Origin of the sequence: Pseudomonas sp. NBRC 111130, assembly GCF_001320485.1 — a bacterium.
GTDB classification, from domain to species: domain Bacteria; phylum Pseudomonadota; class Gammaproteobacteria; order Pseudomonadales; family Pseudomonadaceae; genus Aquipseudomonas; species Aquipseudomonas vlassakiae.
The window spans coordinates 1-20,238 of the sequence record NZ_BCBG01000035.1 but is presented as its reverse complement, the minus strand read 5'-3'; the positions used below and the strand labels follow the sequence as shown (position 1 = coordinate 20,238).

Sequence of the window (20,238 nt, the reverse complement as noted above, 5' to 3'; positions counted from 1 at the left end):
GACGTGATGCGTCGACGCGCCAGCTTCCTGCAGCGCATCCACATCGACGGCCCCTTGCTGATCATCCTGCTGACCCTCGCTGCCGGCAGCCTGTTCGTCCTCTATTCGGCCAGTGGCAAGAACTGGGACCTGCTGCTCAAGCAGGCCACCTCGTTCGGTATCGGCCTGGTCTCGATGTTCGTCATCGCCCAGCTTGAGCCGCGCTTCATGGCCCGCTGGGTACCACTGGCGTATCTGGTAGGGGTGTGCCTGCTGGTGGTGGTCGATGTCATGGGCCACAACGCCATGGGTGCCACGCGCTGGATCAACATCCCCGGGGTGATCCGTTTCCAGCCCTCGGAATTCCTCAAGATCATCATGCCGGCGACCATCGCCTGGTACCTGTCCAAGCGCACGTTGCCGCCGCACCTGAAACACGTGGCAATAAGCCTGGTGTTGATTGGCGTGCCGTTCATTCTTATCGTCCGTCAGCCTGACCTGGGCACGGCGTTGCTGATTCTTGCCTCCGGCGCATTCGTGCTGTTCATGGGAGGGCTGCGCTGGCGCTGGATCCTCAGCGTACTTGCAGCGACGGTACCGGTAGCGGTGGCGATGTGGTTCTTCGTGATGCACGACTACCAGAAGCAGCGCGTACTGACCTTCCTCGACCCTGAAAGCGATCCGCTGGGTACCGGCTGGAACATCATCCAGTCGAAGGCTGCCATCGGTTCTGGTGGTGTGTTCGGCAAGGGTTGGCTACTGGGTACCCAGTCGCACCTGGACTTCCTGCCGGAAAGCCACACCGACTTCATCATCGCGGTGCTTGGCGAGGAGTTCGGCCTGGTCGGCATCTGCCTGCTGCTGATCGTCTACCTGCTGCTGATCGGCCGCGGGCTGATGATCACCGCTCAGGCGCAGACCCTGTTCGGCAAGTTGCTGGCAGGCAGCCTGACCATGACCTTCTTTGTCTATGTGTTCGTCAATATCGGTATGGTCAGCGGCCTGTTGCCCGTGGTGGGGGTGCCGCTGCCCTTCATCAGCTATGGCGGAACTTCGTTGGTGACGCTGCTGTCAGCGTTTGGCGTTCTGATGTCGATCCACACGCACCGCAAATGGATCGCGCAAGTTTGAATAAGGTGAACAATTTCATGCAAGCAGTGCGTAACTGGGCTGCCCGTTGTGCGCCGTGGATCGGCGCGGTGGGCCTGTTCGGCGCTGTACAGCTGGCCCATGCCGGTGACTACGACGGCTCCCCGCAGGTGACCGAGTTCGTTCTCCAGATGAGCCGCGACTACGGGTTTGCTCCCGAGCAATTGAACGGTGTGTTCCGCGAGGTGCAGCGCAAGCAGTCGATTCTCGACGCCATCTCGCGCCCGGCCGAACGGGTCAAGCCGTGGAAGGAATACCGGCCGATGTTCATCACCGACGCGCGCATTGCCCGGGGTGTGGACTTCTGGCGTCAGCACGAGGCGGTGCTGGCCCGGGCCGAGCAAACTTATGGTGTGCCGGCGCAATACATCGTCGCGATCATCGGGGTGGAGACCTTCTTTGGCCGCAACACCGGCAACTACCGAGTGATCGATGCCTTGTCCACCCTGGCCTTCGACTACCCGCCGCGAGCCGAATTCTTCCGCAAGGAGCTGCGCGAGTTCCTGCTGCTGGCCCGCGACGAACAGATCGACCCGCTCAACCTCAAGGGCTCCTACGCCGGCGCGATGGGCTTGCCGCAGTTCATGCCGAGCAGCTTCCGCAACTACGCAGTGGACTTCGACGGCGACGGTCACATCAACATCTGGAACAACCCCGACGATGCCATCGGCAGCGTGGCCAGCTACTTCAAGCGCCATGGCTGGGTGGCCGGCGAAGGCGTGGTCAGCCGCGCTCGGGTCAGTGGTACGCGGGTCGACGAAGGCGTCACCACGGGCATCGAGCCGGTCAAGACGGTCGGGGAGTTGCGGGCGTTGGGCTGGTCGAGCCATGATGCGCTGCGCGATGATCTGCCGGTGACGGCTTTGCGCCTGGAAGGCGAAAACGGCCCCGAGTACTGGATGGGCCTGAAGAACTTCTACGCGATCACTCGCTACAACCGCAGCGTGATGTATGCCATGGCGGTGCATCAGCTTGCGGAACAGCTGGTCCAAGTACGGGGCGTCAAGTAATGCGCGCAATCATCTCTGCCAATACCTTCAAGCTGCTGACCTGCATGACCGTCGGCATGTTGCTGGTCAGCTGTTCCTCCAGCCGCCCGACCTCCCAGGGCAGTGGCAATGTCGTCCGTTCGCAGCCTGGCCTGGATATCAACCGTGCCCACAAGGACGGTGCGCCGTGGTGGGATGTGGATGTCAACAAGATCCCTGATGCCACCCCGACCGTGCATACCGGTGCCTACAAGGCCAACCCGTATACCGTGCTGGGCAAGACCTACTACCCGATGCAGGACGCGCGCAACTACCGCGCCGAGGGCACTGCATCGTGGTATGGCACCAAGTTCCACGGCCAGAACACTGCCAACGGAGAACTGTACGACCTCTACGGCATGAGCGCGGCGCACAAGACCCTGCCGCTGCCGGCCTATGTCCGGGTGACCAACCTGGCCAACGGTCGTAGTGTGATCCTGCGGGTGAACGACCGTGGCCCGTTCTATTCCGATCGGATCATCGACCTGTCCTATGCGGCGGCGAAGAAACTCGGCTACGCCGAGATCGGCACCGCGCACGTACGGGTCGAGGGTATCGACCCGCAGCAGTGGTGGGCACAGAAGGGCCAGAAGCCGCCACTGATGCTGAAAGAACCGCAGGTCGCGCAGACCCAGGCGATTCCGGCCAGCACCGGGCGGGTCGAGCAGTGGACCCCGCCACCGCAGCAGCACGCGGCGCCGGTGGTGCCGGTGCAGGTGGGCGGCGGCAACGTGCCAGCCGGCGCTGCTGGCAATGTCCTGCAGGTAGGTGCCTTCGCCAACCCGGATGCTGCCGAACTGCTGCGCTCCAAGCTCAGTACCATGGTCAGCGCGCCGGTGTTCATCAGCTCCATCGTGCGCAACCAGCAAACCCTGCACCGCGTGCGCCTGGGGCCGTTCGGCAGCCAGGGCGAGATCCAGCAGGCACAGGACAGCATTCGCCTGGCGAATCTTGGCCAGGCCAAGCTGGTCACCGCTGACTGACCGTTCATGTGGGGGCCCGGGCCTCCACAAACTGTCGGTTTTGTCATGAATTGCCGGGCCCGGCCATGTACAATATTGGCTTTTGCCCGCAGCGACATAAAGCCGCAGTTCGCGGGCCAGGCCGAAGGCCACCAAAACTAGACTGACTGGCGCTGGGCACACGATGTGGCCCAGGGAACATCAGACCATTAGCGATTTTCGAGAGACGGATGAACATCACCAACCTTGCCAAACGACTTTGCCTGCCCGTACTGCTGATGCTCACGCCTGCTGCCTTCGCAGCAGAGCAGATGATGCCGGCGCCACCGCAACTGGCAGCCAAGTCCTACGTACTCATGGACGCGTCCAGCGGCAACGTGCTGGTCGAGAACAACGGTGACGAGCGCCTGCCGCCTGCCAGCCTGACCAAGCTCATGACCGCCTACATCGCCACCGTCGACATCCGTCGCGGCCAGATCGGCGAAAACGACCCGGTCACCGTCAGCGAGAACGCCTGGCGTACCGGCGGTTCGCGCATGTTCATCAAGGTCGGTAGCCAGGTCACCGTGAGCGACCTGCTGCACGGCATCATCATCCAGTCGGGCAACGATGCCTCGGTTGCCCTGGCCGAGCACATCGCCGGCAGTGAAGACGCCTTCGCCGACATGATGAACAAGACCGCTGCCGAACTGGGCATGTCCAACAGCCATTTCATGAACCCGACCGGCCTGCCGAACCCGGAGCACTACTCCTCGGCGCACGACATGGCCCTGCTGGCCCGCGCGATCATCAATATCGACCCGGCCCACTACGCCATCTACTCGCAGAAAGAGTTCTTCTGGAACAACATCAAGCAGCCGAACCGCAACCTGCTGCTGTGGCGTGACAAGACCGTCGACGGTCTGAAAACCGGCCACACCGAAGAAGCCGGCTACTGCATGGTGGCTTCGGCCGTTCGTGACGGCCAGCGCCTGATCGCCGTGGTGTTCGGCACCAACAGCGAGCAAGCCCGTGCTGCCGAGACCCAGAAGCTGCTGACCTACGGTTTCCGCTTCTTCGAAACCCAGACCTTCTACCAGAAGGGCACCGAGCTGACCCAGGCTCCGGTCTGGAAGGGTGCTACCAGCCAAGTCAAGGCTGGCCTGGCCGAAGATCTGACCATGACTATGCCTAAAGGCCAGCTTAAACGTCTGGTGGCTTCGATGACCATGAACCCGCAGCTCACCGCACCCATCGCCAAAGGTGACGTGATCGGCAAAGTGGAAGTCAAACTGGACGAGAACGTGGTTCACAGCGCCGACCTGATCGCCCTCGATGGCGTCGAGGAAGGTGGTTTCTTCCGCCGTATGTGGGATAGCATCCGTCTATTCTTCTACGGGTTGTTCAACTGAATACGTGACCTGCACGCCCCCGCGTAACCAGTGGGGGCGTTGTTGTTGCCACGGCTTACGAGGCCGTTTCCGCCATGAGCGAACCTGACGTCAAGTCGCACAAAATCGAATTCCCCTGCGACGATTACCCGATCAAGGTAATCGGCGACACCGTAGTCGGCTTCAAGGACACGGTGATCGAGATCCTGAGCAAGCACGCGAGGGTCGACCTTTCCACATTGGCCGAGCGCCAGAGCAAGGAAGGCAAGTACACCACCGTGCAACTGCACATCGTCGCCGAAAGCGAAAATCAGCTGCATGACATCAACAGTGCCCTGCGTGCCACCGGCATCGTGAAAATGGTGCTCTGATGTCGCTTTGCCTCGGTGTTCGCGAACTTGGCCTGCAGCCCTATGAACCGGTGCTGGAGGCCATGCGTCGCTTCACCGAGCAGCGTAGCCCGGACAGCCAGGACGAAATCTGGCTGGTCGAGCACCCCGCGGTCTTCACCCAGGGCCAGGCCGGCAAGGCCGAGCACCTGCTGGTTCCTGGAGACATCCCGGTGGTGCAGACCGACCGCGGCGGCCAGGTGACCTACCATGGCCCCGGGCAGCTGGTGGCCTACCTGCTGCTGGACGTGCGGCGTCTGGGCTTTGGCGTGCGCGACCTGGTCAGCCGCATCGAGCAGACCCTGATCGACCTGCTGGCCAGCTATGGCGTCAACGCCGTGGCCAAGCCCGATGCGCCGGGTGTCTATGTCGACGGAGCGAAAATCGCCTCCCTCGGCCTGCGAATCCGCAACGGCCGTTCCTTCCACGGCCTTGCTCTGAACGTGGACATGGACCTAGCGCCATTCCGCCGAATCAACCCCTGTGGGTATGCGGGGCTGGCCATGACCCAGCTGCGTGACCTGGCAGGTCCGATCGAACTCGACGAGGTCAGGACAAGGCTGCGCGGACAGCTGGTCAGGCACCTCGACTATGCTGAGCAGACGACCCTCACGGGCGGAATCGACTGAATATGACAACTGTGCAAGAAGCCGTGCCGAACCTGATACCCACCCAGGATGCCACCGCGCGCCCAGCGCCGAAAAAAGTGGAAGCCGGGGTAAAGCTGCGTGGCGCCGAAAAGGTCGCGCGTATCCCGGTGAAGATCATCCCCACCGATGAGCTGCCGAAAAAGCCTGACTGGATCCGCGTGCGCATCCCGGTCTCCCCTGAAGTCGACCGCATCAAGCAGCTGCTGCGCAAGCACAAGCTGCACAGCGTGTGCGAAGAGGCGTCCTGCCCGAACCTGGGCGAGTGCTTCTCCGGTGGCACCGCGACCTTCATGATCATGGGCGACATCTGCACCCGTCGCTGCCCGTTCTGCGACGTTGGCCATGGCCGGCCGAAGCCACTGGACCTGGACGAGCCGAAGAACCTGGCCGTTGCCATTGCCGACCTGCGCCTGAAGTACGTGGTGATCACCTCGGTGGACCGCGACGACCTGCGAGACGGCGGTGCCCAGCACTTCGCCGACTGCATTCGCGAAATCCGCGCCTTGTCGCCTGGCGTGCAGCTGGAAACCCTGGTGCCGGATTACCGTGGCCGCATGGACGTTGCCCTGGAAATCACTGCGCAAACGCCGCCTGACGTGTTCAACCACAACCTCGAGACCGTACCACGCCTGTACAAGGCCGCGCGTCCGGGTTCGGACTACGACTGGTCGCTGGACCTGCTGCAAAAGTTCAAGCAGATGGTCCCGCATGTGCCGACCAAGTCGGGCCTGATGCTCGGCCTGGGCGAGACCGACGAGGAGGTGATCGAGGTGATGCAGCGCATGCGTGAGCACGATATCGACATGTTGACCCTCGGGCAGTACCTGCAGCCATCGCGCAGCCACCTGCCGGTGCAGCGTTTTGTCCACCCGGACACCTTCGCCTGGTTCGCCGAGGAAGGCTACAAGATGGGCTTCAAGAACGTCGCTTCCGGCCCGTTGGTGCGTTCGTCGTACCATGCCGACCAGCAGGCGCACGAAGCCAAGATCAAGCTCTGATCCGGGCTTGCGTTGAACATGCCGATGCACGCTGAGAGGCGGCATCGGCATTTTTGTCTTTGCTGTCCCGTAAGGAGCTGCGATGAATTGCGTTGAAACCACAGAGTCCCGTTTGCCTGCCGCGCTGGCGGAAAATGCCTGCTTTGCCATCGTTGCACCGGCAGGGCCGGCACGTCTGGATGCGCAGAAGGCCGGCCAGTGGTTCAGTGAGCGTGGCTACCGTTGCCGGATCTACCCGGGCGTTTCCCAGGCTGTGGGTTACCTGGCCGGTAGCGACGAGCAGCGCCTGGAGGATCTGCATGCCGCTTTCGCCGACCCGCAGGTCGATGCGATCCTGTGCATGCGTGGTGGTTATGGCAGCATGCGCCTGCTCGATCGGCTCGATTTCGAGCTGATCCGCCGCAACCCCAAGCCGTTGATCGGCTACAGCGACATCACCGCGCTGCACACCGCCATTCACCAGCGTACCGGGTTGATCACCTTTCACGGTGCGATGCTCAATGCCGACCTGTTGGGCGCCAAGCTGCAACCGACCGAGTCATCGTTGCTGGCGCAGTTGGGCGGGCTTTTGCGGGAGGGCGATGAAATTGTCCATCCGGCCGCGTTCGCCTTGAATTGCGTGGTACCTGGTGTCGCCAGCGGGCGCCTGCTGGGTGGCAATCTGTCGATGCTGGGTGCCACCCTCGGGACGGTAGCGGAGATTGATACGCAGGGCTGCATCCTGTTCATCGAGGACGTCAATGAGCCGCTGTATCGGGTGGACCGGTTGCTGACCCAGTTGCGCCTGGCGGGCAAGCTGGAGGGCGTCCGGGGCGTTCTGGTGGGGGATTTTGCCGGGATTACCGTGGCAGCGCTGGCGCCGCTGCTGGAGGAGACGTTCGGGCCGCTGGGCGTGCCGGTGCTGGCCGGGTGGCGCAGTGGGCATTGTGATCCGAATGTGTGCTTGCCGCTGGGGGCATTGGTGAGGCTCGACAGTGAGCAGCAGACATTGGTGCTGGGTCAGGATTTGTTCAAGGCTTGAAATCGCCGGGGCCGCAAAGCGGCCCCGGGGTGCATCAGCGCTGACGCAGGCTATCAAGCAGCTTGTGGGTCGGATAGCCATCCGCCGGCCACCCCAGCTGCTGCTGGGCATTACGAATCGCCTTGCGGGTGTTGGCCCCGATGATGCCGTCCGGGTTCCCGGCTTCATGGCCACGGGCGTTCAGCAGATTTTGCAACTCCATGCGCTCACTGCGGCTCAATGGCAGGTCTTCTTTCGGCCAGCTGCCGCTGATGAAGCCCCAGCCCGAGAAGCGATCACCGAGCAGGCTCACTGCCAGCGCGTAGGACGACGAATTGTTGTACTTGAGAATGGCGCGGAAGTTGTCCAGCACGAGGAATGCCGGACCACGAGCGCCCGCAGGCAGCAGCAGGGCTGCCGACAGCTGATTGCTGCCCGCTGGCAGCTGGGTACCTGCCGGCAGTTTCACGCCCATCTGCAACCATTCGTACACCGGCTTTCGCAGCGAGCCGTCGGCTTGCCAGTAGTCGAAACCGGCCGGCACCTGCACTTCAAAGCCCCAAGGCTGGCCATGTTTCCAGCCAGAGCTCTGCAGGTAGTGCGCAGTCGATGCCAAGGCATCTGGCGTGCTGTTCCAGATATCCCGGCGACCATCACCGTCGAAATCCACCGCATGGGTGTTGTAGGTGGTCGGGATGAACTGGGTCTGGCCCATGGCGCCGGCCCACGAACCCCGCATGGCCTCAGGCTGGATATCGCCGTGCTGGATGATTTGCAGGGCGGCGATCAGCTGGTCCTGAGCGAACTGAGGGCGGCGCCCTTCATAGGCGAGGGTGGCCAGCGAACGGATCACCGACTTGCTGCCCTGGAACTGGCCAAAGTTGCTCTCCATGCCCCACACCGCAACCAGCGCCTGACGATCGACGCCATAGCGCTGCTCGATGCGGGTCAGCAGTTCGGCGTTCTGTTCCAGCAGTTTCTTGCCGTTGCGCACGCGCAGGGGCGACAGCGCGCCCTCCAGGTATTCCCACACCGGGCGGGTGAATTCGGGCTGGCTGCGGTCGGCCTTGATCACATCGAGGTCAGGGGTCACGCCGAGGAATGCTCGGTCGAAGGTGCTCGCTTCGATGCCGGCCTGGAGGGCCTGCTGGCGGAAGTTCGCCTGCCATTCGGCGAAGGACAGCAGGGGCTGGATTTCAGTGCTGACGTCAGCTGTGGCGCTGGGCAGGGTCACTGCCGGCGCGGGCTGGGCGGGGGCCAGCGGCAGGGCGTCGGCGGCGGTGGGTTTTTCCGCGCAGGCGACGAGCAGGATGAAGCTGGAGGCCGCGAGTAACTGGCGGGAATTCCAACGGGGGAGAAGACTCAAGAGCATGCACGGATCCAGAATTGCAGGTCAGGTGCCGACCATACCATGCCTGCGCCTGCGATGCTTTCATGCGGCCAAAAAGTAAGAAGCCTCCCAATCTCTCGATTGGAAGGCTTTGCGGCGGTAGCTGCCCTTGCCTTTTTCCGGTTGTTCCTGGCGGCAGCGGAACAAGGGTTGGGCGATGATAGATTTGGCCTTGTTGTGGCCGTGCTTTTTCGGCTTTTTGCTCATGGCGGGATCCCGGCTAGGGTAGGTTTCGGGGCGGACTTTAGGGCTTGGGGCTTGGTGGGGCCAATTGATTGTCTTTATGGCTGAGATTCTGGGGCCGCTTCGCGCCCCTTTCGCGACACAAGGCCGCTCCTACAGGTGAACGCGGCTCCTTGTAGGAGCGGCCTTGTGTGGCGAAAAGGGCGCCCTCAGCTATTGCGAAGGAAGTACCAGGCGCTGCCCGGCCATCAACAGTGCCAATCGCGACAACCCGGTCCACGGCGAGCCTTCGGCCTGCCCCTTGATTTGCGCATCGATATGTTGGGCATCCTGCAGCAACTGCGCCCAGCGCTGCGCCGAGAGGCGCTGAAGCGCTTTGCTGACCAGCGGTCGGCGCTTGTCCCACACGGGCGGGCGCGCCTGGCTGAAGGCCTTGTCCAGCGGTACACCTTGGCTGAACTGCTGGGCCAGCCCGGCCAGCAGGCGCAGCTCACGCGCCAACGCCCAGAGAATCACCGGCGGTTCCACACCCTCGCCGCGCAGCCCTTCGAGCATGCGCAGTGCATGTGCGGCCTCACCATTGAGAATGGCGTCCACCAAGCCGAAGACATCGAAGCGCGCACTGTCGGCAACCGCAGCCTGTACCGTCTCGACGGTGATCTGGTTGCCCTCTGCCAGCAGCTTGAGCTTTTCGATCTCCTGGGCGGCGGCCAGCAAGTTGCCTTCTACCCGTGCGGCGATCAGATCGACGGCATCGCGTTGCGCCGACAACCCGGCCTGGGAGAGGCGCTGGTTGATCCACTGGGGTAATTGCTGGGGATCCACCGGCCAGATCTGGATGAACTGACAGTGGGCACCTTCGATCAGTGCCTTGCCCCACTTGGTCTTTTGCGCGCTGCCGTCGAGCTTGGGCAGGCTGATCAGCAGCAGGGTGTCTTCGGCGGGCTTGGCGCAATATTCCATGAGTGCCGCAGCGCCCTTGTCACCGGGCTTGCCCGACGGCAGGCGCAGCTCCAGCAGGCGCCGCTGGGCGAATAGCGACAGGCTGGCACCCGCTTGCAGCAGGGTACCCCAGTCGAAATTGGCGTCAGCGCTGAACACCTGGCGTTCGTCAAACCCCTGCTGGCGCGCCGCATTGCGGATGGCATCGGCGGCTTCCTGGCACAGCAGCGGGTCGTCGCCACTGACCACGTAGACCGGGGCCAGGCTACCTTGCAGGTGCTTGTTGAGTTGGGCGGGGGCGAGCTTCATGGGAGCAGGCGGGGCACCGGAGTGCCCCGTTCGGGCTTAGTTGCCCGGGATTTCCATGGGGGACTGCTGCGGCGTCTCGGCCTGTTGGCGGCGTGCAGCTTCCAGTGCATCGGCTTCGGCCTTGGCGCGTGCGTCGGCCTTGCGCTGCAACTCATCGAGCTGCGCAGGGCTCAGCTGTTGCAGGCGCGAAACCATCGACTGCACCAGGTCGCGGCGCATTTCTTCGCGTGCTCGCAGGGCTTCCTGATCGGAGCCGGTGATATTGCCACCGTCACGCACGTACACCTTGCGTGCTTCTACCTTGTTGCTCAACAGTTCGAGGTTGTTCAGGCCGAGGATGCTGTAGCTGAGCGTGGTGGTGAGCTCGTACTCGGCAGTGCTGTTGCCGCCGGAGTAGCTCGCCGAGCGAGAGCTTTCCTGCTCGTTGGTCAGTACCAGGCGATAAGGCGCGCCCGCATGCACGTTGACGCCACTGCGCTCAAGTACCTGGCGCAGTTGCACCACGGTCTGGCCGTAGGCGTTGCGCGCACTGACGTCCATCTCCTTGACGCGCAGGTCGTTGGTGCCGGTGCCGCGCAGCTGGAAACCGCAGGCGCTGAGCAGGACAGCCAGGCCCATTACCAGCAGATTGCGTTTGATCATGTTGTTGCTCCCTTGTGGGCCGATACCGCCCACCCGCACCGGATGCGGGTGGGCGTTGCCATCAGTTGGCGACGATGTTGACCAGTTTGCCCGGTACCACGATAACCTTGCGGATAGTCAGGCCATCGATGAAGCGCAGGACGTTTTCGTTGCTGCGGGCAGCGGCTTCGACTTCCTCGCGGCTGGCGGCGGCTGGCATTTCAACCTGGCCGCGCAGCTTGCCGTTGACCTGCACCACCAGGGTGATGCTGTCCTGCACCAGGGCGCTCTCGTCGACTGTCGGCCAGCCTGCGTCGATGACAGCCTGGTCGTGGCCCAGCTGCTTCCACAGTTCGTGGGAAATGTGCGGAGTGATCGGTGCCAGCAGCAGGGTCACGGCCTCCAGGCCTTCCTGCAGCAGGGCGCGGTCCTGTTCGGTGGCCTGCGGGGCCTTTTCCAGCACGTTCATCACGGTCATCACCTGGGCGATGGCGGTGTTGAACTTGTGGAACTGGCCGACATCGGTGCTGGCCTGTTTGATCGCGGCGTGGATGGCGCGGCGGATGACCTTCTGTGCATCGTCCAGTGCGGCGACGTCCAGCTTGCCCGGCAGGCCTTGTGCGACGTGAGCCTGGGCCAGGCGCCAGACGCGGCGCAGGAAGCGGCTTGCACCTTCGACGCCGGAGTCGGACCACTCCAGGCTCGCGTCAGGTGGCGAGGCGAACATCATGAACAGGCGGCAGGTGTCGGCGCCGTACTGGTCGATCATCGACTGCGGGTCGACGCCGTTGTTCTTCGACTTCGACATCTTTTCGGTGCCGCCGATTTCCACCGGCAGGCCATCGGTCTTCAGGCGGGCACCGATGATCTTGGCCTTGGCATCGCGTTCGATTTCGACGTCGGCCGGGTTGAACCAGTCCTTGCCGCCGTTGCTGGCTACGCGGTAGTAAGTCTCGGCGACCACCATGCCCTGGGTCAGCAGGTTCTTGAAGGGCTCGTTGGAGGTCACCAGGCCCTCGTCGCGCATCAGCTTGTGGAAGAAGCGCGCGTACAGCAGGTGCAGGATCGCGTGCTCGATACCGCCGATGTACTGGTCGACCGGCAGCCAGTGGTTGGCTGCTTTCGGGTCGACCATGCCACCTTCGTAGTTCGGCGAAGCGTAGCGGGCGAAATACCAGGACGACTCGACGAAGGTGTCCATGGTGTCGGTTTCGCGCTTGGCCGCAGCACCGCATTTCGGGCAGCTGCACTCATAGAACTCAGGCATGCGCGCCAGCGGCGAACCGGCACCGTCCGGCACCACGTTTTCCGGCAGGGTGACCGGCAGCTGGTCTTCCGGCACGGGTACGTCGCCGCACGACGGGCAGTGGATGATCGGGATCGGGCAGCCCCAGTAGCGCTGGCGGCTGATGCCCCAGTCGCGCAGGCGGAACTGGGTGCGAGATTTGCCCAGCTCCTTGCGGATCAGGGCGGCTTCGATGGCGTCGAAGGCGCCGGCGAAGTCCAGGCCGTCGAACTCGGCGGAGTTGATCAGCTGGCCATGCTCGCCATAGGCGGCCAGCCATTCGCTGCCGACGTCATCACCGGCGCTGGTGCGCACCACGGCCTTGACCGGCAGGTTGTACTTGCGGGCGAACTCGAAGTCGCGCTCGTCGTGGGCAGGGACGGCCATCACGGCGCCATCGCCGTAGTGCATCAGCACGTAGTTGGCGACCCAGACCGGCAGCTTCTCGCCGGTCAGCGGGTGCTCGACGAACAGGGAAGTGGGCATGCCCTTCTTCTCCTGGGTGGCCATGTCGGCCTCGGCGACGCTGCCGCTCTTGCATTCGTCGATGAACGCCTGCAGGGCAGGGTTGCCCTGGGCGGCCTGGGTGGCCAGCGGGTGCTCGGCGGCAACGGCGACGTAAGTGGCGCCCATCAGGGTGTCGGGACGGGTGGTGAAGACCTTGAGGGTGCCTTCGTGGCCGATGCTGGCCTTGTCATACGGGAACTGCACTTCCATGCCACGCGACTTGCCGATCCAGTTGCGCTGCATGGTCTTGACCTGCTCTGGCCAGCCCGGCAGTTCGTCGAGGCTTTCCAGCAACTCGTCGGCGTAGTCGGTGATGCGGAAGTAGTACATCGGGATTTCGCGCTTCTCGATCAGCGCGCCGGAACGCCAGCCGCGGCCGTCGATGACCTGCTCGTTGGCCAGTACGGTCTGGTCGGCCGGGTCCCAGTTCACGGTCCCGTTCTTGCGGTAGATGATGCCTTTCTCGAACAGGCGGGTGAACAGCCACTGTTCCCAGCGGTAGTAATCCGGCTTGCAGGTGGTGACTTCACGCGCCCAATCGATGGCCAGGCCCAGGCTCTTGAGCTGGGTCTTCATGTAGTCGATGTTCTCGTAAGTCCACTTGGCCGGGGCGACGTTGTTCTTCATTGCCGCGTTTTCCGCGGGCATGCCGAAGGCGTCCCAGCCCATCGGCTGCAGGACGTTCTTGCCCAGCATGCGCTGGTAACGGGCGATCACGTCACCGATGGTGTAGTTGCGCACGTGGCCCATGTGTAGCTTGCCGCTCGGGTACGGGAACATCGACAGGCAGTAGTACGTGTCTTTGCCTGGCTGTTCGGTAACAGCGAACGATTGTTGCTCGTCCCAGAATTTCTGGGCGGCGGCTTCGATATCACGGGGCGTGTATTGTTCGTGCATGGCTACTTTTTGCTGAGAGAGAAGAGACCTTGTTCCAGGCAGCGGAACCTCGCTGCGTCCGGCACTCCGGTGTCGTTTTAGAGTGAACGCCGTAGCATACAGCAGCGCCGCGCATCGTGGGAAACCTTGATTGCGAATGCCCGCTGGTCGCGGCATCCGGCTGCTTTTTACAGCGACGCTAAGCTCAGGTGTGGGGGGAGATAATCTTTATCTTCAATGAGGTGAACGGATGGGAGAGACGCAGCTACCCGCAATCAAACCGGAGCTTTACGAACGCCTGATCGACCGTCTTGGCCTGGCACTGGAAGTCGCCAGGACCTCGGTAAGATTACGCGACGAGATGCCAGCCGAGCTGGAGTTGCGTGGCTTGAGCCATGCAGAGTTCGAAGTGATCAAGGCTTACCTGGAGTCCCTCCCGGAACGCCGTAATGCCTGTGCCGGTACATTCCCGCAAGCGGAACCGGCCACGGCCAAGATCATCTGGCTCAAGGACAAGAGACGCCCCGCCAACTCGGCGAGTTCCAGGAGGCTGCCGCATCGCTAGCCGTTCAGGACGCCAGGCGCAGGCAATCGCCCGCCGGTTCTACAACACACATCCCATGATCGACGCCGGCCCGGGCTTGTTGACCGGCGTCGATCCTTTATAGGCTGCACGCCTTCCATGGAGGTGTGTCGATGCCGATCCGGTTTTTCTTCAAGCAATGGCTGATGCCGCCTGGCGTCCTGTTTCTGCTGCTGCTCGCGGCCTGGTGGTTGCGCAGAAGGCGGCCGCAGTTGGCGACGCTGTGTTTTGTCATGGGGCTGGGAGGCCTGTGGCTCATGAGTTTGCCGCTGGTGGTGCAAGAGTCTGCCCATATCCTGGAAACCGAGCCGCCCCTGGCGACAGCGGATTGGACCGGCCTGGCGAGCAGGGCAGACGCCATCGTCGTGCTTGGCGCGGGGCGCGAACGCGGTGATCCGGCCTGGGGTGGTGGTGACCAGCCCACGGCGACGGCCCTTGAGCGCATGCGCTTTGCTGCTCGGCTGGCGAAAGCCTCGGGGTTGCCGGTGCTGACCAGCGGTGGCTTGCATTACGGTACGCCGCCTAGCGAAGCACAGCTGATGGCGGATCGCCTGCGCGAAGATTTCGCCGTCGAGGTGAAATGGAAGGAAGAAGCCAGTCGTACCACCTGGGAGAACGCCCAGCTGAGCGCCAAGGTGTTGCAGCCGCTGGGTATGCGCCGCGTGGTGGTGGTGACCCAGGCGTGGCACATGCAGCGCTCACGCTGGAGCTTCGAGCGGGCCGGGTTCGAGGTGGTGCCGGCACCGGTGGGGTTCCTGGGGCGCGATCATGCACGGCCGTTCGGAGGGTTGCTGCCCGAGAGCCGGGCCATGTGGCAGAGCGGGCAGTTGCTCAATGAAGCGGTGGGCTTGGTGGGGTATCGGTTGTTCTACTGAGCCTTGTGTCGCCAATGCCGGCCTCTTCGCGGGCACGCCCGCTTCCACATGGGAGCGCGGAACCCTGTGGGAGCGGGCGTGCCCGCGCACAGGCCGGTGCAGGCTGAATCAGACTGTCTTGGCGATACGGCTCGCCAGCAGGGCCCAGCCCAGCAACAGCACGCAAAGAATCGCCAGCGGCCAGGACCGCCACTGCAGATAAGGCGTCAGCTGCTGCATTGGCACCACTTCGCCATACAGCACCGCCCGCTGGAACTGCGGCACTTGTGCGGTGATCTTGCCAAACGGGTCGATCAGTGCGGTTACACCATTGTTGGTGGCGCGGATCATCCAGCGGCCGGCTTCCAGTGCACGCATCTGCGCCATCTGCAGGTGCTGCAGAGGGCCGATCGAGGTACCGAACCAGGTGTCGTTGCTGATGGTCAGCAGCAGGTCACTGCGTGCCGCCAGGCCAGCAGCGAACTCGGGATAGACCACTTCGTAGCAGATGAACGGGGCAACCTGGTAGCCCTTGGCTTGCAGCAGTGGCTGGTCCGCGGGGCCGCGGGCAAAGTCCGACATCGGCAGGTTGAAGAACTCGATCGCGCCGCGAAGCATGTCCTGCAACGGCACGTACTCGCCAAACGGCACCAGTTTCTGCTTGAGGTAAGTGCCGTCGCCTTCGCCGGTTGCGATGACGCCGTTGTAATAACGGCGCTGGTGATGCACCACTTCACGGACGGGGACACCGGTGATCAGCGCCGAGTGCCGGTCGGCAGCAAAGCGGCCCATCACATCGATATAGCCTTGAGCTTGGTCCTTGAGCACTGGCACGGCGGTTTCCGGCCACACCAGCAGGTCAACCGGTCTGGAGCTGAAGCTCATGTCGCGGTACAGCGCCAGTTGCGCGTCGATGTGGGCCGGGTCCCACTTCAGGTCCTGCTCGACGTTGCCCTGCAGGGCCGCAACCTTGAGCGGGTCGCCCGCCGGCGTGGTCCAGGCGTGGCCCTTGAGGGCCATGCCGATCACCCATGGCGCCAGCAGCAGCACCGCGCCGATGGCAAGGAACGATGGGCGTTCGCGCAGGCGCTGCAGGTTGCACAGCAGCGCGGCGCTCAGCGCCAGGGCGAAGGAAATCAGCCACACGCCACCTAGCGGCGCAAGGCCCGACAGCGGGCCGTCGAGCTGGCTGTAACCGGCATACAGCCAAGGGAAGCCAGTCAGGAACCAGCCACGGAAGGCCTCTTGCAGCAGCCACAGGGCGGCGAAGCACAGGGCATCGGCCAGAGGCGCCTCGTTGCGCCTGAACCAGCGTGCCCACAGCCAGGTGGGCAGGGCGAAGAACCAGGCGAGGGCGGCGAAGAATGCCAGCAGCAAGGCGATCGCCAACAACGGCGAGGCGCCGCCGTAGGTATTCATGCTGACGTAGATCCACCACGTGCCTGCGCCATAGAGGCCAAAGCCGAACCACCAGCCACGCCACATGGCCTGGCGCGGGCTGAGCTCGCGCAGGCCAAGGTAGAGCAGGGCGATTGACAGCAAGGCCAGCGGCCAGATATCGAACGGCGCCAAGGCCAGGAGGGTCGATGCGCCGGCCGCCAGGGCCAGCAAATTACCGGGCCAGCCGGGGCGGGTGATCCAACGCATGTTTGTCCTTAGCGGGTGATCGGGGTCAGGCGCAGCAAGTGTATCCGCCGGCTGTCGGCATTGAGAATACGGAACTTGTAGGCGCCGATTTCGGTGGTCTCGTTGCGCTTGGGCAGGTGGCCGAAGGCGCTCATCACCAGGCCGCCGACGGTGTCGAACTCGTCATCCGAGAATTCGCTGTCGAAAAACTCGTTGAAGTTGTCGATCGGGGTCAGCGCTTTGACCAGGAAGTCACCGCTCGGTAGCGGCTTGATGTAGCTGTCTTCCTCGACGTCATGCTCGTCCTCGATGTCACCGACGATCTGCTCCAGCACGTCCTCGATGGTCACCAGGCCCGCCACGCCGCCGTATTCGTCGATAACGATGGCCATGTGGTTGTGGTTGGCGCGGAACTCGCGCAGCAGCACGTTCAGGCGCTTGGACTCCGGCACGAAGGTGGCCGGGCGCAGCAGGTCCTTGATGTTGAAACTGTCGCCGTTCTCTTTGAGGATCAGCGGCAGCAGGTCCTTGGCCAGCAGGATCCCGAGCACATCGTCGTGGCTTTCACCGATCACCGGGTAGCGCGAGTGGGCAGCGTCGATGACGGCCGGGAGGAACTCGCGCGGCGATTGGGTCGCCTTGATGCTGATCATTTGCGAGCGCGGGACCATGATGTCGCGTACCTGCAGGTCGGCGACCTGGATGGCACCTTCGACGATGGTCAGCGCTTCGCTGTCGAGCAGCTTGTTCTGATGGGCTTCGCGCAGCAGCTCAAGGAGCTCCTGGCGGTTTTTCGGCTCATGGGCAAAAGCCTGGGTCAGTTTACCCAGCCAGGACTTCTGCCCGTTGCTCGATCGATCTTCGCTCATGGCGGTTCTCGTGATCCTTCGTGTATCAGTGTGTGAGAGATTCGTTTTCATCGTCGGCGTACGGGTCAGGGTGACCCAGTTCCGCCAGCAATTCCCGTTCCAGCGCTTCCATTTCCTCGGCCTCGTCGTCTTCGATGTGGTCGTAGCCGAGCAAGTGAAGGCAGCCGTGGATGACCAGGTGCGCCCAGTGCGCTTCCAGCGATTTGCCCTGTTCGGCCGCCTCGCGCTCGACCACTGGCACGCAGATCACCAGGTCGCCCAACAGCGGGATATCGAGCAGGTCATCCGGCACGTCGGCCGGGAACGACAGCACATTGGTCGCGTAGTCCTTGTGCCGGTAGGTGTGGTTGAGTTCGCGGCCTTCGCCTTCGTCGACCAGACGAATGGTCATTTCCGAATCGGCCGTGCGCTGGCGCAAGGCCAGTTCGCACCAGCGGCGGAAGGCGGCGTCGTCCGGGGCGGCAGCATCCGTGGCCCGTTGCAGGTCAAGTTCAAGCATCTTTGCCGGGTGCCTCGGGCTTGGCCTGGCGGGCATCGAAGCGGTCATAAGCCTCGACGATACGCTGCACCAGTGGGTGACGAACCACATCTTTGGGTTGGAAGTGGGTGAAGCTGATCCCCGGTACGTCCCTGAGCACCTCGATCACATGGGCCAGGCCCGACTTGGTGCCACGGGGCAGGTCGACCTGGGTGATATCACCGGTGATCACCGCCGTCGAGCCGAAGCCGATACGGGTAAGGAACATCTTCATCTGTTCCAGCGTGGTGTTCTGGCTTTCGTCGAGGATGATGAAGCTGTTGTTCAGGGTGCGGCCGCGCATGTAGGCCAGCGGGGCGATCTCGATCACCTGGCGCTCGATCAGCTTGGCCACATGTTCGAAGCCGAGCATCTCGTACAGCGCGTCGTACAGCGGGCGCAGGTACGGGTCGATCTTCTGGGCCAGGTCGCCAGGCAGGAAGCCGAGCTTTTCGCCCGCCTCGACCGCCGGGCGTACCAGCAGGATGCGGCGCACTTGCTCACGCTCCAGGGCGTCGACGGCGCAGGCCACGGCAAGGTAAGTCTTGCCGGTACCGGCCGGGCCGATGCCGAAGTTGATGTCGTTGCCGAGGATTTCCTTGACGTAGCGCTGCTGGTTGACGCCGCGCGGGCGAATATTGCCCTTGCGCGTGCGCAGCGAGACGCTGACTTCATTGACCGCAGGATTGTCGATGTTCTCTACCGTCGACTCCTGCAGGTACAGGTGCACGGTTTCCGGCGACAGGTCCGTGGCCTTGGTCTCGCGGTAGAGGCGGCGCAGCAGTTGCTCGGCAGCGGAAGTGGTCTTGGGTTCGCCGATCAGCTCGAATTGGTTGCCGCGGTTGCGGATTTCGATGGCCAGGCGTTGTTCGATCAGGCGCAGGTGCTCGTCGAACTGGCCGCACAAGTTGGCGAAACGGTGGGCCTCGAAGGGTTCGAGGATGAAACGATGAGGTTGTATGGGTGCGTTCAAGGTCGTTTTTAGCCGCTCGACGGCAATGAATGTGAACTCAAGAATAACCCTTGAAGGGCAGTGGCGAAAGCACTGAAACGATCAAGGGTTGGTTCAGGCTGTGTACCCGCCCGGGCCGGGGCCCGCTCTGCTATGATGCGCGCCTTTTCTTACGCATGTGTTATCCCGCCGAACATGAGCAAACGCGAACCCGCCATCTACAAAGTGATCTTCCTCAACCAGGGGCAGGTCTTCGAGATGTATGCCAAGCAGATCTACCAGAGCGACCTGTGGGGCTTTCTGGAAATCGAGGAGTTCGTTTTCGGCGAACGCACCCAGGTGGTGGTCGACCCAAGCGAAGAGAAGCTCAAGAATCAGTTCGAAGGGGTGATCCGCAGTTTCGTACCGATGCATTCGATCGTGCGGATCGATGAAGTGGAGCGCCTGGGCACGGCCAAGATCAGCGAGGCGAAGGTCAGCGGCAATGTAATGCCGTTCCCCATGCCGATGCCGGAGCGGTAAGCATCAGGGCAGCGGCGAGAACGGTGTGCGTCCTTCGGCGTTCTGCAGTTCCAGCAGGTACTTGCGGAAGATCTGGCCAAGCACCTGGGTGGCGTGCTCAAGCTCGTCGCGAGGCATCTGTTCGGTTACTTCGTCGGCCATGTCCAGCGCATCCTCGGCGCCGTTGACCGCGGCCATCTTCAGCAGGATATAGGCCTGCACATTGTTGGCCTTTACCCCTTCGCCATGAAAGAACATGGCGCCAAGGCGGTACTGGGCTTCGGCGTGGCCTTGCAGCGAGGCCTTCTGGAACCAGTCCAGCGCCAACTTCAGGTTTTTCGGCGTAAGCGTGTAGTAGTACTCGCCCAGCTCGAACTGTGCCTGGGCGTCCCCGGTCGCCGCTGTTTCTTCGCAGGCTTTCAGCGCGTTCTGCAGGTCTTCTGGCTGAACGTTGAGCGTGCAGCGCCCCGTTGCCGGAATCAGCAACGAGTTACCGCCCTCCGCCAGGGCCAGCAGGGGCTGAAGAAGCAACAGGCAGCCCAAGGTGAGGGCGCGGCCGGTGCGGTTCATGGGGATCGACTTACCTCTGCAAAGCTGCGGCCAATATCTCTGGTGGCACATTATGGGATAAGCAGCGCCAACCTTACAAAGTTTTACGCGAATTTCTGTCTTGCTGGTGGATTGGATGATTGTGTAGG

21 protein-coding genes are annotated in these 20,238 nt (G+C 63.0%); 11 read left to right on the top strand and 10 right to left on the bottom strand.

The window, feature by feature from the left end; all coding sequences use genetic code 11:
- Nucleotides 1–6 precede the first annotated feature (6 nt).
- From rodA to APH33_RS16420, 8 genes are all read left to right on the top strand, one after another.
- A complete protein-coding gene (gene rodA / locus APH33_RS16455) occupies nt 7–1,110 on the top strand; it encodes a rod shape-determining protein RodA (RefSeq protein ID WP_054886191.1) in 1,104 nt (367 codons plus the stop codon).
- 17 nt (nt 1,111–1,127) lie between these two features.
- On the top strand, nt 1,128–2,138 hold the full coding sequence (gene mltB, locus APH33_RS16450) for a lytic murein transglycosylase B (RefSeq protein WP_054886190.1): 1,011 nt from the start codon (nt 1,128–1,130) through the stop codon (nt 2,136–2,138).
- Nucleotides 2,138–3,139 (top strand): septal ring lytic transglycosylase RlpA family protein, encoded by a 1,002-nt coding sequence (locus tag APH33_RS16445; RefSeq protein ID WP_054886162.1) that lies wholly within the window; start codon nt 2,138–2,140, stop codon nt 3,137–3,139. The genes mltB and APH33_RS16445 overlap by 1 nt, the downstream gene beginning before the upstream one ends.
- 209 nt (nt 3,140–3,348) lie before the next feature.
- Nucleotides 3,349–4,509, top strand: coding sequence for a D-alanyl-D-alanine carboxypeptidase family protein (locus APH33_RS16440; RefSeq protein ID WP_054886161.1), 1,161 nt, complete (start codon nt 3,349–3,351; stop codon nt 4,507–4,509).
- A 74-nt stretch (nt 4,510–4,583) separates the two neighbouring features.
- Nucleotides 4,584–4,859 carry a DUF493 domain-containing protein gene (locus tag APH33_RS16435; protein WP_054886160.1) on the top strand — a complete coding sequence of 92 codons (276 nt, stop codon included), beginning with the start codon at nt 4,584–4,586 and terminating at the stop codon, nt 4,857–4,859.
- Nucleotides 4,859–5,506: a lipoyl(octanoyl) transferase LipB gene (gene lipB, locus APH33_RS16430; RefSeq protein ID WP_054886159.1), complete on the top strand. Its 648-nt coding sequence runs from the start codon at nt 4,859–4,861 to the stop codon at nt 5,504–5,506. Before APH33_RS16435 ends, lipB begins: the two co-directional genes overlap by 1 nt.
- A gap of 2 nt (nt 5,507–5,508) precedes the next feature.
- Entirely contained in the window at nt 5,509–6,525 is a 1,017-nt protein-coding gene (gene lipA / locus APH33_RS16425; protein WP_054886158.1) for a lipoyl synthase, read from the top strand.
- Nucleotides 6,526–6,607: 82 nt separating this feature from the next.
- On the top strand, nt 6,608–7,546 hold the full coding sequence (locus APH33_RS16420; RefSeq protein ID WP_054886157.1) for an LD-carboxypeptidase: 939 nt from the start codon (nt 6,608–6,610) through the stop codon (nt 7,544–7,546).
- A 34-nt stretch (nt 7,547–7,580) separates the two neighbouring features.
- On the opposite strand, the gene APH33_RS16415 is transcribed toward APH33_RS16420, so the two are convergent.
- From APH33_RS16415 to leuS, 5 genes are all read right to left on the bottom strand, one after another.
- Nucleotides 7,581–8,897 carry a lytic murein transglycosylase gene (locus tag APH33_RS16415; protein ID WP_054886156.1) on the bottom strand — a complete coding sequence of 439 codons (1,317 nt, stop codon included), beginning with the start codon at nt 8,895–8,897 and terminating at the stop codon, nt 7,581–7,583.
- 60 nt (nt 8,898–8,957) lie between these two features.
- A complete protein-coding gene (gene arfA / locus APH33_RS16410; RefSeq protein ID WP_054886155.1) occupies nt 8,958–9,122 on the bottom strand; it encodes an alternative ribosome rescue factor ArfA in 165 nt (54 codons plus the stop codon).
- A gap of 189 nt (nt 9,123–9,311) precedes the next feature.
- Complete coding sequence (holA, locus tag APH33_RS16405) at nt 9,312–10,349, bottom strand: DNA polymerase III subunit delta (protein WP_054886154.1); 1,038 nt, start codon at nt 10,347–10,349, stop codon at nt 9,312–9,314.
- Between the two features lie 36 nt (nt 10,350–10,385).
- A complete protein-coding gene (gene lptE / locus APH33_RS16400; RefSeq protein WP_054886153.1) occupies nt 10,386–10,991 on the bottom strand; it encodes an LPS assembly lipoprotein LptE in 606 nt (201 codons plus the stop codon).
- Nucleotides 10,992–11,052: 61 nt separating this feature from the next.
- A complete protein-coding gene (gene leuS, locus APH33_RS16395; RefSeq protein ID WP_054886152.1) occupies nt 11,053–13,659 on the bottom strand; it encodes a leucine--tRNA ligase in 2,607 nt (868 codons plus the stop codon).
- Nucleotides 13,660–13,888: 229 nt separating this feature from the next.
- Here leuS and APH33_RS16390 point away from each other — a divergent pair, with 229 nt between their 5' ends.
- Nucleotides 13,889–14,203: a hypothetical protein gene (locus APH33_RS16390; protein WP_054886151.1), complete on the top strand. Its 315-nt coding sequence runs from the start codon at nt 13,889–13,891 to the stop codon at nt 14,201–14,203.
- Nucleotides 14,204–14,334: 131 nt separating this feature from the next.
- Nucleotides 14,335–15,096, top strand: coding sequence for a YdcF family protein (locus tag APH33_RS16385; RefSeq protein WP_054886150.1), 762 nt, complete (start codon nt 14,335–14,337; stop codon nt 15,094–15,096).
- A 108-nt stretch (nt 15,097–15,204) separates the two neighbouring features.
- On the opposite strand, the gene lnt is transcribed toward APH33_RS16385, so the two are convergent.
- The 4 genes from lnt to APH33_RS16365 are packed head-to-tail and all read right to left on the bottom strand — an operon-like array spanning nt 15,205 to nt 19,060.
- A complete protein-coding gene (gene lnt, locus APH33_RS16380; protein ID WP_054886149.1) occupies nt 15,205–16,722 on the bottom strand; it encodes an apolipoprotein N-acyltransferase in 1,518 nt (505 codons plus the stop codon).
- An 8-nt stretch (nt 16,723–16,730) separates the two neighbouring features.
- Nucleotides 16,731–17,570, bottom strand: a complete 840-nt coding sequence (locus APH33_RS16375; protein WP_027917759.1) for an HlyC/CorC family transporter — start codon at nt 17,568–17,570, stop codon at nt 16,731–16,733.
- A gap of 25 nt (nt 17,571–17,595) precedes the next feature.
- Nucleotides 17,596–18,069 (bottom strand): rRNA maturation RNase YbeY, encoded by a 474-nt coding sequence (gene ybeY / locus APH33_RS16370; RefSeq protein WP_054886148.1) that lies wholly within the window; start codon nt 18,067–18,069, stop codon nt 17,596–17,598.
- Nucleotides 18,062–19,060: a PhoH family protein gene (locus tag APH33_RS16365; protein ID WP_054886147.1), complete on the bottom strand. Its 999-nt coding sequence runs from the start codon at nt 19,058–19,060 to the stop codon at nt 18,062–18,064. Before APH33_RS16365 ends, ybeY begins: the two co-directional genes overlap by 8 nt.
- Nucleotides 19,061–19,234: 174 nt before the next feature.
- Here APH33_RS16365 and APH33_RS16360 point away from each other — a divergent pair, with 174 nt between their 5' ends.
- Entirely contained in the window at nt 19,235–19,561 is a 327-nt protein-coding gene (locus tag APH33_RS16360) for a DUF1820 family protein (RefSeq protein WP_054886146.1), read from the top strand.
- Between the two features lie 3 nt (nt 19,562–19,564).
- Here the strand turns inward: APH33_RS16360 and APH33_RS16355 are convergent, their stop codons facing one another.
- Entirely contained in the window at nt 19,565–20,110 is a 546-nt protein-coding gene (locus APH33_RS16355; protein ID WP_054886145.1) for a tetratricopeptide repeat protein, read from the bottom strand.
- Nucleotides 20,111–20,238 lie beyond the last annotated feature (128 nt).

Excerpts from the sequence above, each read along its gene's own strand:
- rodA (WP_054886191.1), top strand. The coding sequence starts at position 7 with ATGCGTCGACGCGCCAGCTTCCTGCAGCGCATCCACATCGACGGCCCC.
- mltB (WP_054886190.1), top strand. The coding sequence starts at position 1,128 with ATGCAAGCAGTGCGTAACTGGGCTGCCCGTTGTGCGCCGTGGATCGGC.
- APH33_RS16445 (WP_054886162.1), top strand. The coding sequence starts at position 2,138 with ATGCGCGCAATCATCTCTGCCAATACCTTCAAGCTGCTGACCTGCATG.
- APH33_RS16440 (WP_054886161.1), top strand. The coding sequence starts at position 3,349 with ATGAACATCACCAACCTTGCCAAACGACTTTGCCTGCCCGTACTGCTG.
- APH33_RS16435 (WP_054886160.1), top strand. The coding sequence starts at position 4,584 with ATGAGCGAACCTGACGTCAAGTCGCACAAAATCGAATTCCCCTGCGAC.
- lipB (WP_054886159.1), top strand. The coding sequence starts at position 4,859 with ATGTCGCTTTGCCTCGGTGTTCGCGAACTTGGCCTGCAGCCCTATGAA.
- lipA (WP_054886158.1), top strand. The coding sequence starts at position 5,509 with ATGACAACTGTGCAAGAAGCCGTGCCGAACCTGATACCCACCCAGGAT.
- APH33_RS16420 (WP_054886157.1), top strand. The coding sequence starts at position 6,608 with ATGAATTGCGTTGAAACCACAGAGTCCCGTTTGCCTGCCGCGCTGGCG.
- APH33_RS16415 (WP_054886156.1), bottom strand. The coding sequence starts at position 8,897 with ATGCTCTTGAGTCTTCTCCCCCGTTGGAATTCCCGCCAGTTACTCGCG.
- arfA (WP_054886155.1), bottom strand. The coding sequence starts at position 9,122 with ATGAGCAAAAAGCCGAAAAAGCACGGCCACAACAAGGCCAAATCTATC.
- holA (WP_054886154.1), bottom strand. The coding sequence starts at position 10,349 with ATGAAGCTCGCCCCCGCCCAACTCAACAAGCACCTGCAAGGTAGCCTG.
- lptE (WP_054886153.1), bottom strand. The coding sequence starts at position 10,991 with ATGATCAAACGCAATCTGCTGGTAATGGGCCTGGCTGTCCTGCTCAGC.
- leuS (WP_054886152.1), bottom strand. The coding sequence starts at position 13,659 with ATGCACGAACAATACACGCCCCGTGATATCGAAGCCGCCGCCCAGAAA.
- APH33_RS16390 (WP_054886151.1), top strand. The coding sequence starts at position 13,889 with ATGGGAGAGACGCAGCTACCCGCAATCAAACCGGAGCTTTACGAACGC.
- APH33_RS16385 (WP_054886150.1), top strand. The coding sequence starts at position 14,335 with ATGCCGATCCGGTTTTTCTTCAAGCAATGGCTGATGCCGCCTGGCGTC.
- lnt (WP_054886149.1), bottom strand. The coding sequence starts at position 16,722 with ATGCGTTGGATCACCCGCCCCGGCTGGCCCGGTAATTTGCTGGCCCTG.
- APH33_RS16375 (WP_027917759.1), bottom strand. The coding sequence starts at position 17,570 with ATGAGCGAAGATCGATCGAGCAACGGGCAGAAGTCCTGGCTGGGTAAA.
- ybeY (WP_054886148.1), bottom strand. The coding sequence starts at position 18,069 with ATGCTTGAACTTGACCTGCAACGGGCCACGGATGCTGCCGCCCCGGAC.
- APH33_RS16360 (WP_054886146.1), top strand. The coding sequence starts at position 19,235 with ATGAGCAAACGCGAACCCGCCATCTACAAAGTGATCTTCCTCAACCAG.
- APH33_RS16355 (WP_054886145.1), bottom strand. The coding sequence starts at position 20,110 with ATGAACCGCACCGGCCGCGCCCTCACCTTGGGCTGCCTGTTGCTTCTT.